The following is a 13,586-nucleotide window of genomic DNA, read 5'->3' as shown; positions in this document are numbered from 1 at the left end:
CTGAGCTCCTATCTGCCGATCTGCAGGCGCAGGCCGAGCCAGTCGGGCAGGCCGGCCGCCTTGATCTTCCGCGCGGTTTCCTGCGTGTCATAGGGCACCCTCACCATGGTGACCTCGCGCGCCCGCGTATCGAGCAAGGCAAAGCAGGCGGCCGGATCGCCATCGCGTGGCTGGCCGACGGCGCCGACCACGACGACATGCCGGTGCACGGCCGAGAGCGGCGCCGGCACATTGCGCAAGGGGATGAAGGCCACCGGCTCGCGTCCGGCCCTGGCGTAGAAGATCGTCGGAAGATGGGTGTGGCCGCAGACCACTGTCCGCGCCTCCGTCGCCGCGAGGCAGGCTTCGGCGCCGCGGAGGTCGCGGACATAGTGCCAGGCGGCGGGATCGCGGGCGCTGGCATGGACGAAGAGCACGCCGTCGAGTTCGACCATCAGCGGCAGGTCACCCAGGAAGGCGCTCTGTTCGGCGCTGAGCTGCGCCTTGGTCCAGAGCGCCGCCTCATGCGCGTTCGGCGTCATGCCGGAGGGGCCGTGCACGGCCGCTTCGTCATGGTTGCCGCGGATAGAGATCGCACCGGCCGCGACGAGCTGCCGCGCCGCGTCGACGCAGAAGCCGGGCTCGGGCCCATAGCCGACGATATCGCCGAGCAGCACCAGCCGATCCGGCTTGAGCCGGCGCGCGGCTGCCAGCACCGCCTCGAATGCCTCGCGGTTGGCATGGATGTCGGAGAGGATAGCGATCCGCATTCAGTGTCCGGGCCCGAATCCGGGAGGTTGCATCGTGGCAGCCGCGCCGCCGGCTTGGCCAGCGCGCCTTTCGGCTCAGGGCTGGCTCGCGGGTTGATCGCAAGGGAGGCGACTGCGATACTGCGTGCACCATGATGATGTTCGCCGTCTTCGATCTCGCCTGACCTTCCTGCGGACCTGACGCGCGTATCGCGCCCCCGGCTCTGCAAACGGACGCAACGCGTCCGAAGGTCCCTTGCCAGCCTGCCCGCGCGGCGGGCGCTTCGGCTGGCCGATATCGAAAGACTCACCTCAATGGCTCACCCTGATTTCGGCGTGCGCGTCCTCGACTACGCGCAGATCGCCCATTTCGTCGAACACGGCTTCGTTCGGCTCGACAAAGCTTTTCCCCGCGCACTCGCCGACGAGGCCCGCGCCATTCTCTGGCGCGATCTCGGCTGCGATCCCAGCGATCCGTCGAGCTGGACGAGGCCGGTGATCCGGCTCGGCATGTACACCGACGCGCCCTTCGTCGCGGCCGCGAACACCCCAGTCCTGCATGGCGCCTTCGACCAGCTCGTCGGTGCCGGGCGCTGGCTGCCCTGCCGCGCCATGGGCACCTTCCCGGTGCGTTTTCCTTCGCTGGTGGATCCGGGCGATGCCGGCTGGCATGTCGATGTCAGCTTTGGCTTCGACGATCCGGATTTCATGAGCTGGCGCGTCAACATCGCCTCAAAGGGCAGGGCGCTGCTGATGCTCTTCCTGTTCTCCGATGTCAGCGAGGACGATGCGCCGACCCGGATCAGGGTGAGCTCGCACCAGGACATCGCCCGCCAACTCGCGCCGGCGGGCGAAGCCGGGCTGTCGCTGCGCGAGCTGGCGGCCGATGGCTTCGCCGGCAGTGCCGGGCGTGAGGAAGTGCTGGCGACCGGGGAGGCCGGCACGGTCTATCTCTGCCATCCCTTCCTGGTGCATTCCGCGCAGCCGCATCGCGGCATGAGGCCGCGGTTCCTGGCGCAGCCGCCGCTGCTGCCGCGCGAGCCGCTGAGCCTTGCTCGGGAAGACAGTGCCTATTCGCCGGTCGAGGCCGCGATCCGGCAGGCACTCTGACGCCCGCGCTGCACCGCCCGGGTTCACAACCGGGCGGTGTGGTGACAAGCTGCTGCCGGCGACGCTACTGTCATCGCTCCGTCACGCACCGCCCAGTGGAGAGAAGCCTTGGACGCCGTGCCGAATCACGAGGTCGCGCAGCCCGATCAGGCCGCAACTCCCGCGCCGCAGAAGCAGCCGCCGCGCGAGATCGAGCTGAAGCTGGCCGCTTCGCCCGAGGCGCTGGAGACGTTGCGCGGCGCCGATCTGATCGCGCGCCATGCCCGCAACCAGGGCGTCACCCGCCGGCTCGACGCGGTCTATTACGACACGCCCGACCGGCTGCTCGACCGCAACGGCCTGTCGCTGCGCGTGCGTCGCAGCGGCAAGCGCCATGTCCAGACGCTGAAGCGCTCTGGTTCAGGCGATCCGCTGGTGCGCGACGAATGGGAGGTGGCGCTGCCCGACGGTGCGCTCGATCTCGCTTTGCTGCCGCTCGCCGAGATCGGGGAACCGCTGGCTAGCCTGTCGGCGGGGCAGCTCGCGCCGGTCTTCGCGACGCGCATCAGGCGGCGCCTCCGCCGGCTCGACTATGCCGGCGCGCTGATCGAGATCGCCTTCGATGACGGCACGATCGAGGCCGGCGAGAAGAGCCTGCCAGTCGCCGAGGTCGAGCTGGAATTGAAGGAGGGCGAGGCGGCGGCGCTCTACGAATTCGGGCTGGCCCTGCTCGACATCGCAGCGTTGCAGATCGAGACGCAAAGCAAATCGGCGCGCGGCTACGGGCTCGCCTTCTCGCGGCTGCCGCGGGCGGTCAAGGCCAGGCCGATCGAGATCGGCGCGCATGACAATGCCGATGCGGCGATCGCCGCAATCCTCGGCAACACCTACAGGCAGCTTCTCGGCAATCTCGCGCCCGTCGCTGCCGGCTCCGGGCCTGAAGGTGTCCACCAGATGCGCGTGTCGCTACGCCGCCTGCGCTCGGCGCTGTCGGTGCTGAAGCGCGAGGTCGCTTCGCCCGCGTTCGCGCCGATCGGGCGGGAGGCGCAGCGCTTCGGCCATGTTCTGGGGCCGGCCCGCAACTGGGATGTATTCATCACCCAGACCGTGCCGGACATCGAGGCCGATGGGCTCGGCGACTCGGGATTGTCGGCGCTCCGGACGGCGGCCGAGCCGCATCAGGCCGGAAGTTATGCCGCCGTGCTGAAGCGCTTGGCGAATCCGCAGACCAGCCGCTTCCTTCTGTCTTTCGGCGCCCTGATCGAACGGCGCGGCTGGCGCAACGGTCTCGCCAGCGAAACCATGGCGGTGCTGGCCGAGCCAGCGGCCGATTTCGGGAGTCGGGTGCTGGCGCGAACCCATCGCAAGGCGCTGAAACGCGGCCGCGGCTTTGGAAGTCTCCATCCCGTGGCACGCCATGAGCTGAGGCTGGCGCTCAAGAAGCTGCGCTATACTGCCGAGTTCTTCCTGCCGCTCCATGACGGCGCGCCGGCGCGCAAATATCTCGGCCGGCTGTCACGGCTGCAGGAGGCGCTCGGCCTCGCCAACGACGCTGCGACGACGCATGAGCTGCTTGCGGACCTGCGCGGCGGCAAGGCCGGGCCGGAGCTGCATTTCGCTGCCGGCGCCGTGCATGGCTGGCAGTCTCGTCAGACCATCGAGGCCGGCCGTAAGCTCAAGCGGCGCTGGCGCAGGTTCGAGGCAACGACGCCGTTCTGGGCGTAGATGGTCGCCCGCATCAGCCCCGTGCTGCAGTCCGCATCTCGGCTGGCTGCACCACGGGTCGGATGGTCTCCAGCTTCGATCAGCTGGCTTTCCTGGTCACGATCGTCAGCTCGCCCTCATTGTTCACTTGGGCCAGCACGACGTCGCGCGACGAGAAACCCTTGGCCTCGACGGCGGACTTCACGGCCGGCGCCTTCTCGATCGCCTGACGCAGCTTCTCGAGCTCGTCCGCGGTGCGGGTCGCTACCAGCTGGTTGACCTGCGCCTTGCTGGCCTCGGGAAGTTCGTCGAGGTCGACGACCTTGACCGATGTTATCGTCGGCGCCGTTGCCGGGGCCTCCTGCGAGGAAGCAGGCGGCTGGGTTGCGGGACGCTCTGTCGACGGGGCCTGGGCATTGGCGGCGCCGGCCAGAATAGTGGCGGCGCTAGCGGCGGCGATCATGATCATACGCATGGGAGCTTCCTTCCATCGGTTGCGGATGAGGAAGCTATCTGACCTCAAAAATGGGATCAGAGCCTGAAGGCGATCAGGTCATTTCATGACCATATGGCGGCAGGAGATGGGCGCCGCCGCCATAAGCCAGCCTCAGTCTCAGGCCGCGTCGAGGCCGTAGAGCGAGTGCAGGGTACGGACCGCGAGCTCGGTATAAGCGGCGTCGATCAGCACCGAGAACTTGATCTCGGAGGTGGTGATGGCGCGGATGTTGATGCCCTTCTCGGCCAGCGCCCGGAAGGCGCGCGCCGCGACACCGGCATGGCTGCGCATGCCGACGCCGATCGCCGAGATCTTCACCACATCGGTCGCGCCCTGCAGGCTCTGGTAGGCGATGCTGTCGTGCTTGGCTTCGAGCAGGCCCTTGGCGCGCTCGTAATCGGCGGTCGGCACGGTGAAGGTGATGTCGGTGGTCGCCTGGTCGTCGGAGACGACCTGGATGATCATGTCGACATTGATGTTGGCGTCGGCCAGCGGTCCGAAGATCGCCGCCGCGACGCCCGGCTTGTCGGCGACGCGCCTGAGCGTGATCTGGGCTTCGTCGCGCGAAAACGCGATGCCGGTGACGATCTGCTGTTCCACGATGTCGTCCTCGTCGCAGATGAGGGTGCCTGGATTGGGGTTGTCGGGGTCGTCGAAGGAGGAGCGGACATAGGTCGGCACGCGCTGGACCATGGCGATCTCGACCGAGCGCACCTGCAGCACCTTCGAGCCGAGCGAGGCCATCTCCAGCATCTCTTCGAACGAGACCTTGTCCATGCGCCTTGCCTTCGGGACGATGCGCGGATCGGTGGTGTAGACGCCGTCGACATCGGTGTAGATGTCGCAGCGATCGGCCTTGAGGCCGGCGGCGAGTGCAACCGCGCTGGTGTCCGAGCCGCCGCGGCCGAGTGTGACGATGCGGTGGCTGCGCGGGTTGATGCCCTGGAAGCCGGAGCAGACCGCGATCTCGCGATTGCGGTCGAAGCCGGCGAGGATGCCGGCGCCGTCGACGCCCTCGATGCGGGCCGAACCATGCGCGTCAGAGCCGTAGAGCGGGACCTGCCAGCCCTGCCAGGAGCGGGCGGGGAGGCCCATTTCCTGCAGCACGATCGCCATCAGCCCGGAGGTGACCTGCTCGCCGGAGGCTACGACGGTGTCGTACTCGGCCTGGTCGTAGACCGACGAGGCCTCCTTGCACCAGGCGACGAGCTCGTTGGTCTTGCCCGACATCGCCGAGACCACGACCGCGACCTGGTTGCCGGCGTCGAATTCGCGTTTGACGTGGCGGGCCGCGTTCTTGATGCGCTCGACAGTGGCGACCGAAGTGCCGCCGAATTTCATCACCAGACGGGCCATGACGTCCAAGAGCTCTCAGCAACGGACCCGGCGGAGGGCCGGGACAAATAGCGCCCTCGCGCCTAGCGAAGGGCGGGTGTAGATGACGGGCAGCGCGGAAAGTGTCAATGCAGCCACGGCCTGCACGAGCATAAACGGGATATCAAAGGTGATGACGGCAGCGGCACGCGAAGGTTCCACCATCGACCCCGCCGAGGTCGCGCGCTTCGACGCGCTGGCGAAGAGCTGGTGGGACCCAAAGGGGCCGATGGCGGTTCTGCACAAGTTCAATCCGGTGCGGCTCGCTTTCATCCGCGACCTCGTCTGCGAGCGGCTCGGTCGCGATCCGAAATCGCTGCAGGCGCTGAAGGATCTGAGCATCGTCGATATCGGCTGCGGCGGCGGCGTGCTCTCCGAGCCGCTCGCGCGTCTGGGGGCGCAGGTGACGGGGCTCGACCCGGCAACCACCAATATCGCCGTGGCCCGGGCCCATGCGCAGAAGGCCGGCGTCGCTGTCGATTATCGCGAGGAGACGATCGAGGCGGTCGTGGCTTCGGGCGCACGGTTCGACATCGTTCTGGCCATGGAGGTGGTCGAGCATGTCACCGATGTCGACGCTTTCGTCGCCTCCTGCTGCGCGGCGGTGAAGCCCGGCGGTTTGCTCGTCATGGCGACGCTCAACCGCACGCTGAAATCCTATGCGCTCGCCATCGTCGGCGCCGAATACATCCTGCGCTGGTTGCCGCGCGGCACCCATGACTGGGAGAAGTTCGTCACCCCGGACGAGCTCGAGGCAGCGATCGAGACCGGTGGGCTTTCTGTCTTTGCCCGCGAGGGCGTCGCCTACAACCCGCTCGCCGATCGCTGGTCGCGCTCGCGCGATCTCGACGTCAACTACATGCTGGCGGCGAGCCGCCCGGCCTGATCGTCCTCAGGCCATGAGCCGGGCGTCGAGGGCCGCGAGGTCGTCGACGAACCAGAGCGCCTGCCCCTGATTGCTCTCATAGACGAAGTCGCGCAGCGCCTTGCTGGCCGCGCAATGGGCCGAGATATTGCCGATGATCGCCAGGCGCATCCGGTAATTGACGAATTTCTGCGCAACGTCGCCGGCAAGCCGCGTGGCGAGCTGGAAGAAGGCGGGATCGAGCCGCGCCACCGGGATCGCCACCATGGTGGCATCAGCCGCCCAGGCGGCGCCGAGGAAATCGTTGATGTCGCGTTCGCTCGCGAGCGGTGGGCCGTCTTCGGCGCAGATCAGCACATTTGTGCCGTGAAGTTCACGAATCATGTCCATCACGGGCTGTATCGGCGCTAGCTTGCGGTCAGGCAAGGGCGACGCCGACGCGCAGCCTTTTCCTCTTGTTTTTTGCGCTGCGGCATAATTCGATAGGAGTATGGCGCAGCGCAGCAATGGTCTGCATGATGCCGGCAACGCCACCGGATCACAGGCGTGGCGACAAGGGAGAAAGAGTCGATGGCACAGCCGCAACCCGTCGCGAAGCCCGCGTTGAAGGATCTTTACGAGCTCGGCGAGTTGCCGCCGCTCGGCCATGTCCCGGCCAACATGTACGCCTGGACGATCCGCCGCGAGCGCCATGGCCCGCCGCAGGACAGCTTCCAGGTCGAGGTCGTGCCGACCTGGGCGATCGGCGAGGAGGAGGTGCTGCTCCTCGTGATGGCCGGCGGCGTCAACTACAACGGCATCTGGGCCGGCCTCGGCCAGCCGATCTCGCCTTTCGATGTTCACAAGGGCTCGCTGCACATCGCCGGCTCCGATGCTTCGGGCATCGTCTGGGCGGTCGGTTCCAAGGTGAAGCGCTGGAAGGTCGGTGACGAGGTCATCGTCCACTGCAACCAGGATGATGGCGACGACGAGGAGTGCAATGGCGGCGATCCGATGTTCTCGTCGTCCCAGCGCATCTGGGGCTATGAGACGCCGGATGGCTCCTTCGCCCAATTCTGCCGGGTGCAGTCGCGGCAGTTGATGCTGAAGCCGAAGCACCTCTCCTGGGAGGAATCGGCCTGCTACACGCTGACGCTCGCAACCGCCTACCGCATGCTCTTCGGCCATGCCCCGCATACGATCAAGCCGGGCGACAACGTGCTGATCTGGGGCGCTTCGGGCGGCCTTGGCGTCTTCGGCGTCCAGCTCTGCGCGGCTTCCGGCGCCAACGCCATCGGCGTCATCTCGGACGAGAGCAAGCGCGACTATGTCCTCGGCCTCGGCGCCAAGGGCGTGATCAACCGCAAGGATTTCAACTGCTGGGGCCAGATGCCCACGGTCAATTCGCCCGAATACAACGACTGGACCAAGGAAGCCCGTAAGTTCGGCAAGGCGATCTGGGACATCACCGGCAAGAAGGATGTCGACATCGTCTTCGAGCATCCGGGCGAGGCGACCTTCCCGGTCTCCTGCCTCGTCGCCAAGCGCGGCGGCATGATCGTCTTCTGCGCCGGCACCTCCGGCTTCAACATCACCTTCGACGCCCGCTATGTCTGGATGCGCCAGAAGCGCGTGCAGGGCTCGCATTTCGCCCATCTCAAACAGGCTTCGGCGGCCAACCAGTTCGTCATCGACCGGCGCGTCGACCCCTGCATGTCCGAGGTCTTCCCCTGGGACAAAATCCCGCTCGCTCACCACAAGATGTGGAAGAACGAGCACGCTCCCGGCAACATGGCCGTGCTGGTCTACGCCCCGCGCACGGGCCTGCGCACCTATGAGGACGTGGCCGAGGCGCTCGAAGGCTGAGGCTGAGAAACGGACAGGCGCTTGCGCCTGTCCGCTGCGATGCCGAACAGTGGCCGGAGCCAGCCGATGCGCCGGGCGATCTCGTAGCTCGCGGCGCAGCTCAGCGCCGTGATCGCGATAACCAGCGACGCTTCCTGCCAGGCCGGCAGAGCGAGCGGCTTCAGCCAGTGCGCCGCGAGGATGATCGCCGTCTGGTGGACGAGGTACCAGCAGAACACCGCCTCGACGAGGTGGCGCCGGGCCGGCCCGTCACTCCGCGAGAGGTGCCGACGGGCGAAGCCGAGGATCGCGACGATCCAGCACCATTGGTCGAGCCCGTAGACGAACGGGCCGGCCAGGCGGCGCAGATCGCCCGGAGGCTGTGCGCGCAGCCAGAGAATGACGAGGAACGCGGCGACGGCGAGGAGGAGCGCGAGCCAGCGCAGCCGTTCCGTCCGCTCGGCCAGCCCCTGCGAGTGCGCGGCAAGGAAGCCGAACAGGAAGCAAGAGCCGTAGAGGACGTGCTGGTACCAGTCGCCGACAACCACGTGGCTCGGCGGGAAGGCCGGGAAGAGCAGGAAGCGGTTGAGCCCGAGCAGCAGCGCCGGCGCGATCAGCAGGAGCAGGCCGGGCAGGGCACGCTCGAGCAGCCGCTCGCCACGTGCGGCAAGACTGGGCGCCAGTGCGATCAAGCCGGCGAGCGCCATGGTGTAGATGAAGAGATAGACGACGAACCAGAGATGGTTCCAGGTCGGCAGGATGATGCAGGCCTGCCGGCCGTTCTCGATCCGGCAGAAGCCCTGGTCGAAGGCGAGATAGTGCCCGAACCAGAAGTCGAGATAGCCACCGGAAAAGCCGAGCTTCTCGACCACCTCCGCCCAGGATTGCGGCGGCACCACCACCAGCATGCCGAAGGCGAGGGGGATGAGCAGCCGGGCCGAGCGCCGCCGCACGAAGGCTCCGACCTCGTATTTGCCCAGCATGAACCGGGTCGCGGCGCCGGAGACCAGGAAGAGCAGCGCCATCCGCCAGGGGTTGAGCAGGAGCATCAGCGGCTCGAGCTCCCGCAGCCGGTGGGCACTCTTCACATGGAAGCCCCAGGACACGTAGAGCATGCCGATATGGTAGAGGATCAGCAGGCCGAAGGCGCCGATCCTGATCCAGTCGAGATCGAGCCGGCGTTCGGCGGTTTGCGGCGGCTGGTGGTTGGTTTGCGCAGTCATGGCGGCTATCCCTTGCTCGCCCTGAGCAGGCCAGCACGGGCGGGCCGAGGTCGAGACGGTACGGGACGAGCAGCCGATGCTGCGTGACGAAAGCCAGCGGGCCGGGACGAGCGGAGGCGACGGCGTGACGAATGGTGGCGACGCCTCGCCTCGTCGCGGCGCCGGCCGTTTGCCGGACTGGTTGCCCTATCTGGCGATCGCGCTCGGCACGGCCGCGACCTGCCTCGTCAATGCCTTCTCGACCTTGCATGACTTGGCCCGCTTCGGCCGCGCCGTGCCGCTTTGGCAGCCCTTGCTCTGGGAGGCGTCGAGCGGCGTCGTGATCCTTGCACTGGCGCCGCTGGTCCGTCGGCTGGTGCTGGCCTCGTTGGCGAAGCCGCCCGGTCAGGCGGCGTTGATCGCGCTCCATGCTGTCGCCGTGCTGGTCTTTTCGACCCTGCATGTCGCCGGCATGGTCCTGCTGCGCAAACTCGGTTACTGGGCCGCAAGCTCCGGCGACTACAGTTTCGGTGTCTCGCCTGAGAACCTGCTCTACGAGCTGCGCAAGGATGTTCTCGTCTATCTGCTGCTGGCAGGGCTGTTCTGGCTCGCCGAGCTGTGGGCGCGGCGTCCGATGCCGCACAGGATCGCGGCTGACGCGACACCCGTCGCCTCAGGCTTCTGGCTGCGCGACGGGACGATCAATCTGCGACTAGAACCGGCCGAGATCGTCGCCGTGGTCTCGGCCGGCAATTACGTCGAATACTGCCTGGACAGCGGCAAGCGCCACCTGATCCGCGCCACGCTGCAGGCCGAGGAAGAGCGCTTGCGCCCACTCGGTTTTGCCCGCATCCACCGCACCCGGCTGGTCAATGCTGCCCGCGTCCGGCGCATAGCCGGCCGGCCTTCCGGTGATTTCGATGTCGAGATGGATACCGGCGAGAATTTCGCCGGCAGCCGCCGCTATCGCGAGGGCCTCCCCGCGCTCACACCTTGATCGCTTTCGCGGCGGTGACGGCCGCAAGCTTTGCGGCCGCCTTTGCCTTCAAGCCAGCTCAGTTCCAGCCGGATTCCTGCTCGCAGGCCTTGCGGGCGTTCGGGTTGGCCTTCTCCCACTGCGTGATCGAGCGGGTTTCGTTGTCGCTCATCTTGCCGTTCATGCGGGTGCAGTAGGACGTGACGACCGAGACTGCGACCTTCGCGTCCTTGTTGTCGCTCAGGCACTGGTTGACCCATTTCTTGTCGTCGGCGCTCTGCGCGAAGGCGGCCGCGCTGGCCAGCACGCTGCCCGCCAGGAGCAGCGCCGAAAGCTTGAATGTCATGGTGAAACCCCATCGGTGACCGCCTCGCCGGCGGCGCCGCGATAGGTTGCGCGCGGGCTGGAGCAGTCAACCGGCCGGCTTGAACGGCAGTTCACAACAAGGCGGCTGGCGCCGCTTCTCGCCCCTCGGCAGCCGCAACGGTGGACGATGGTTCACAACTCGCCCAGTACCTCGCCGGGCTCCCTGGTCGGCGCCCGGCGCAGCGCGATCGCGGCGTTGAGTTCGGCGCCATAGAGGAAGATCGCCGCCAGCCAGTAGAGGAAGACGAGCGCGATCATCGCGGTGGCGAGGCCGGCATAGGTGGTGATGTAAGCGCCGGCGAAGGAATCGAGATACCAGCCGAAAACGATGCCGCCGATCAGCCAGACTACCAGCGTCATCAGGATGCCGGGCCACATCGCGCCGATATGCGGCGCCCGCGCCGGCAGCAGCTTGTGCGCGACGCTGAGCGCCAGCACGATCAGCACCGTCGCCCCCGCGATCCGCAGGAAGGCGAGCAGGAAGCCGAGCGGGGCGATGGCCGGGGCGAGGCCAACGGCGCCGCGCCAGAGCAGCGGGCCGAGCACGACCAGCAGCGAGAAGGCGAGCATGAAGATGGCGCCGCCGATCACATAGGCGATCGATTCCAGCCGCGTACGCCACCAGCTGCGCCATTCATAGGCCTCGTAGGCGCGATTGAGCCCGATCCGGACTGCTTCGACCCCGGAGGAAGAAAAGTAGAGGGCGAGGATCGCGCCGAGCGTCAGCGCGTCTTTGCGCACGGCAGTCAGCACCGAGCGGACCTCGCGCGCGATCGGCTCGGCGACCTCGCGTGGCCAGGCTTCGAGCAGCAACTGCGCCGCTTCGTCGGCTGCGGCTTGCGAACCGAAGAAGCCGCCGAGCGCGGTGACGATGATCAGGAACGGAAACAGCGACATCAGCACCGAGAGCGCGATGTGACTGGCGATCGCCCAGCCGTCATGGGCGATGAAGCGCTCGAAGGCGAGGGCGGGGACGGAACGTAGCGACATGCGGGTCTCGGGAGGCGAGGCGCGATCTTTGGTGGTTCGGCGTGATGGTGGCAAGTGCACGGAACATGCCGTCACGGCGTCCGCATGCGGCGACAACTGTCGCTTTCAGGCCTATCAGGCGCCTAGAAAGTCGCCGCAATGTTCGATTCCCCGCTCTTCCTGCGCCTGTCGCCGGTGCTCTTCGTGTTTCTCTGGTCGAGCGGCTGGATCGTCGCCGGCTATTCGGCCCGCTATTCCGATGCGCTGACCTTCCTCTCGGTGCGCTTCGCCTGTGCCGGCCTTGCGCTCGCTGCATTGGCCTTCGCGCTCGGGGCGCCCTGGCCGAAGAGCCGACGCGCCATCATCGATTGCGCCATCGCCGGCATCCTGCTCCACGCCGTCTATCTCGGCGGCGTCTGGTGGGCGGTGCGCCACGGGCTGCCGGCCGGCGTATCCGGACTGATCGCCGGTTTGCAGCCGGTGCTCACCGCGCTGTTCGCACCGATGATCATGCGCGAGCGCATCTCGCCGATCCGCTGGCTCGGCATCGTCTTCGGCTTCGTCGGAATCGCGCTGGTGCTGGAGCCGAAGCTGGTCGGCGTCGCGCCCGAGGCGCTGCAGGCCGTGGCGTTGCCGATCATCGTCAACGTCGTCGGCATGTTCGCCGTCACCTTCGGCTCGTTCTGGCAGAAGGCGCGCATCGTCGAGGGCGACCTGCGCACGGTGACGGCGGTGCAGTACATCGCCGCCTTCCTGTTCACGCTGCCCTTCGCCTATTTGCTCGAGCCGATGCGGATCGAGTGGAACCTGACCATGGGGCTGGTGCTGGCCTGGTCGGTGCTGGCGCTCTCGCTCGGCGGCATCGGGCTCTATCTCGTGCTGATCCGCCGCGGCCAGGTCTCGCGCATCGCGACCTTCCTCTATCTCGTGCCGCCTGCAGTCGCGGTCGAGGCATGGTTGCTCTTCGGCGAGACGCTGACGCCGATCCAGCTCGTCGGCATGGCAATCGCCGTGTTCGGCGTCGTCCTCGCCAGCCGCAAATAGTGCGGACATGTGCCGTCGCGATGATCGGCGCGCGATCTCCGGGTTCCCGGAAGCCGGTCGATGCTGTAGCCAGAGAGCATGAGGCGGCGCGGTCCGCTACGATGGCGACAGGGACGAGACGACCATGGCTGTGACGACCGAGACTGTTCCAGGGACTCTTGCCAGCGCCTTCGTCGGCGCCCGCCGTGGCCGCAAGCTGGTCGATATCGCGACCTTGCCGGTCCCCGCCGATGTCGATGCCGGTTTCGCGGCGCAGGCCGAGGTCAACAGCGGGATGGGCTATCCGCTCGCCGGCTGGAAGGTCTCGCTCGGCGAAGGCGGCCGGCCGATGGCCGGACTGATGCCCGGCCCCTATCTCAAATCCGGCGACACCTATCGCGGCGTGCACGGTGCCGAATTGCGCGTCGAGATCGAGCTCGCCATCCGGCTCGGCCGGGACATGCCGCTGCGGCCGGGCCAGCCCTATACGCGCGCCGAGCTGATCGAGCATTGCGACGCTGCCCTCGTCGGCATCGAGATCGTCGAGAGCCGCATCGCCGACTGGACCAATGTGCCGTTCCCGCTCTGGCTGGCCGACGCCATGGGCCATGGCGGCTACCTCATCGGCCCCGAGGTTCCCTTCAGCATCTTCGACGATGTTCCGGCGCTGACCTGCACGGTCGAGCTCGATGGCGACGTGCTCTATGAGCGCCAGGCGCTGCATGCCAATGGCGATCCGCTCGTCACCGCGCTCGCTTGGGCGAACCGTCCGGTCGAGGGGCCGCTCGGGCCGCTCAAGGCCGGCCAGATCATCACCACCGGCAGCCTCTGCGGCGGCGTACTCGCGCCAACGGTCGGGCCGGTGATCGCCCGGCTCGACCCGGTCACGGCGATCTCCTTCGCGCTGGCGGAGCAGGGCGACTGAGATCAGGCCGCGGCCTGATCGTTGGCCGTTCGGTAAAGTCCGGAT

The 13,586-nt window shown here is 67.4% G+C and carries 14 protein-coding genes; 7 read left to right on the top strand and 7 right to left on the bottom strand.

Going from position 1 to position 13,586, the window contains the following annotated elements; genetic code table 11:
• Nucleotides 1-8: 8 nt before the first annotated feature.
• Nucleotides 9-749, bottom strand: a complete 741-nt coding sequence (locus tag BLM15_RS10690; protein WP_126112729.1) for a metallophosphoesterase family protein — start codon at nt 747-749, stop codon at nt 9-11.
• A gap of 294 nt (nt 750-1,043) precedes the next feature.
• Here BLM15_RS10690 and BLM15_RS10685 point away from each other — a divergent pair, with 294 nt between their 5' ends.
• Both BLM15_RS10685 and BLM15_RS10680 read left to right on the top strand, forming a co-directional pair.
• A complete protein-coding gene (locus BLM15_RS10685) occupies nt 1,044-1,838 on the top strand; it encodes a phytanoyl-CoA dioxygenase family protein (protein WP_126112728.1) in 795 nt (264 codons plus the stop codon).
• Between the two features lie 117 nt (nt 1,839-1,955).
• Nucleotides 1,956-3,542, top strand: a complete 1,587-nt coding sequence (locus BLM15_RS10680) for a CYTH and CHAD domain-containing protein (RefSeq protein WP_236846725.1) — start codon at nt 1,956-1,958, stop codon at nt 3,540-3,542.
• A gap of 79 nt (nt 3,543-3,621) precedes the next feature.
• Here BLM15_RS10680 and BLM15_RS10675 read toward each other — a convergent pair whose 3' ends face one another.
• Nucleotides 3,622-3,990 (bottom strand): hypothetical protein, encoded by a 369-nt coding sequence (locus BLM15_RS10675; RefSeq protein ID WP_236846632.1) that lies wholly within the window; start codon nt 3,988-3,990, stop codon nt 3,622-3,624.
• Nucleotides 3,991-4,134: 144 nt separating this feature from the next.
• Nucleotides 4,135-5,373, bottom strand: a complete 1,239-nt coding sequence (locus BLM15_RS10670) for an aspartate kinase (protein ID WP_126112725.1) — start codon at nt 5,371-5,373, stop codon at nt 4,135-4,137.
• Nucleotides 5,374-5,524: 151 nt separating this feature from the next.
• Here BLM15_RS10670 and ubiG point away from each other — a divergent pair, with 151 nt between their 5' ends.
• Nucleotides 5,525-6,277 carry a bifunctional 2-polyprenyl-6-hydroxyphenol methylase/3-demethylubiquinol 3-O-methyltransferase UbiG gene (ubiG, locus tag BLM15_RS10665; protein WP_126116136.1) on the top strand — a complete coding sequence of 251 codons (753 nt, stop codon included), beginning with the start codon at nt 5,525-5,527 and terminating at the stop codon, nt 6,275-6,277.
• 6 nt (nt 6,278-6,283) lie between these two features.
• Here ubiG and BLM15_RS10660 read toward each other — a convergent pair whose 3' ends face one another.
• A complete protein-coding gene (locus BLM15_RS10660; protein WP_206438624.1) occupies nt 6,284-6,646 on the bottom strand; it encodes a DUF4180 domain-containing protein in 363 nt (120 codons plus the stop codon).
• A 180-nt stretch (nt 6,647-6,826) separates the two neighbouring features.
• On the opposite strand from BLM15_RS10660, the gene ccrA reads away from it, so the two are divergent.
• Complete coding sequence (gene ccrA, locus BLM15_RS10655; RefSeq protein ID WP_126112723.1) at nt 6,827-8,101, top strand: crotonyl-CoA carboxylase/reductase; 1,275 nt, start codon at nt 6,827-6,829, stop codon at nt 8,099-8,101.
• Here the strand turns inward: ccrA and BLM15_RS10650 are convergent.
• Nucleotides 8,068-9,303: an acyltransferase family protein gene (locus BLM15_RS10650; protein WP_126112722.1), complete on the bottom strand. Its 1,236-nt coding sequence runs from the start codon at nt 9,301-9,303 to the stop codon at nt 8,068-8,070. The two genes, ccrA and BLM15_RS10650, sit on opposite strands and share 34 nt — an antisense overlap.
• A gap of 76 nt (nt 9,304-9,379) precedes the next feature.
• On the opposite strand from BLM15_RS10650, the gene BLM15_RS10645 reads away from it, so the two are divergent.
• Complete coding sequence (locus BLM15_RS10645) at nt 9,380-10,279, top strand: LytTR family DNA-binding domain-containing protein (protein ID WP_126112721.1); 900 nt, start codon at nt 9,380-9,382, stop codon at nt 10,277-10,279.
• Nucleotides 10,280-10,337: 58 nt separating this feature from the next.
• Here BLM15_RS10645 and BLM15_RS10640 read toward each other — a convergent pair whose 3' ends face one another.
• Both BLM15_RS10640 and BLM15_RS10635 read right to left on the bottom strand, forming a co-directional pair.
• Nucleotides 10,338-10,604 carry a hypothetical protein gene (locus tag BLM15_RS10640; RefSeq protein WP_126112720.1) on the bottom strand — a complete coding sequence of 89 codons (267 nt, stop codon included), beginning with the start codon at nt 10,602-10,604 and terminating at the stop codon, nt 10,338-10,340.
• A gap of 152 nt (nt 10,605-10,756) precedes the next feature.
• Entirely contained in the window at nt 10,757-11,614 is an 858-nt protein-coding gene (locus tag BLM15_RS10635; protein WP_126112719.1) for a YihY/virulence factor BrkB family protein, read from the bottom strand.
• Between the two features lie 138 nt (nt 11,615-11,752).
• Between BLM15_RS10635 and BLM15_RS10630 the strand changes: the two genes are divergently transcribed.
• Together BLM15_RS10630 and BLM15_RS10625 are read left to right on the top strand one after the other, a co-directional pair.
• Nucleotides 11,753-12,637: a DMT family transporter gene (locus BLM15_RS10630; protein WP_126112718.1), complete on the top strand. Its 885-nt coding sequence runs from the start codon at nt 11,753-11,755 to the stop codon at nt 12,635-12,637.
• Between the two features lie 124 nt (nt 12,638-12,761).
• Nucleotides 12,762-13,541: a fumarylacetoacetate hydrolase family protein gene (locus tag BLM15_RS10625; protein WP_126112717.1), complete on the top strand. Its 780-nt coding sequence runs from the start codon at nt 12,762-12,764 to the stop codon at nt 13,539-13,541.
• Nucleotides 13,542-13,586 lie beyond the last annotated feature (45 nt).

This window comes from Bosea sp. Tri-49 (assembly GCF_003952665.1).
Taxonomy (GTDB): Bacteria; Pseudomonadota; Alphaproteobacteria; order Rhizobiales; family Beijerinckiaceae; genus Allobosea.
This window is presented reverse-complemented; position numbering and strand designations above follow the sequence as displayed.

Coding starts and splice junctions, on each gene's coding strand:
- ubiG (WP_126116136.1), top strand. CDS start 5,525: ATGACGGCAGCGGCACGCGAAGGTTCCACCATCGACCCCGCCGAGGTC.
- BLM15_RS10650 (WP_126112722.1), bottom strand. CDS start 9,303: ATGACTGCGCAAACCAACCACCAGCCGCCGCAAACCGCCGAACGCCGG.
- BLM15_RS10685 (WP_126112728.1), top strand. CDS start 1,044: ATGGCTCACCCTGATTTCGGCGTGCGCGTCCTCGACTACGCGCAGATC.
- BLM15_RS10635 (WP_126112719.1), bottom strand. CDS start 11,614: ATGTCGCTACGTTCCGTCCCCGCCCTCGCCTTCGAGCGCTTCATCGCC.
- BLM15_RS10675 (WP_236846632.1), bottom strand. CDS start 3,990: ATGATCATGATCGCCGCCGCTAGCGCCGCCACTATTCTGGCCGGCGCC.
- BLM15_RS10625 (WP_126112717.1), top strand. CDS start 12,762: ATGGCTGTGACGACCGAGACTGTTCCAGGGACTCTTGCCAGCGCCTTC.
- BLM15_RS10670 (WP_126112725.1), bottom strand. CDS start 5,373: ATGGCCCGTCTGGTGATGAAATTCGGCGGCACTTCGGTCGCCACTGTC.
- BLM15_RS10660 (WP_206438624.1), bottom strand. CDS start 6,646: ATGGACATGATTCGTGAACTTCACGGCACAAATGTGCTGATCTGCGCC.
- BLM15_RS10690 (WP_126112729.1), bottom strand. CDS start 749: ATGCGGATCGCTATCCTCTCCGACATCCATGCCAACCGCGAGGCATTC.
- BLM15_RS10630 (WP_126112718.1), top strand. CDS start 11,753: ATGTTCGATTCCCCGCTCTTCCTGCGCCTGTCGCCGGTGCTCTTCGTG.
- BLM15_RS10640 (WP_126112720.1), bottom strand. CDS start 10,604: ATGACATTCAAGCTTTCGGCGCTGCTCCTGGCGGGCAGCGTGCTGGCC.
- BLM15_RS10645 (WP_126112721.1), top strand. CDS start 9,380: ATGCTGCGTGACGAAAGCCAGCGGGCCGGGACGAGCGGAGGCGACGGC.
- ccrA (WP_126112723.1), top strand. CDS start 6,827: ATGGCACAGCCGCAACCCGTCGCGAAGCCCGCGTTGAAGGATCTTTAC.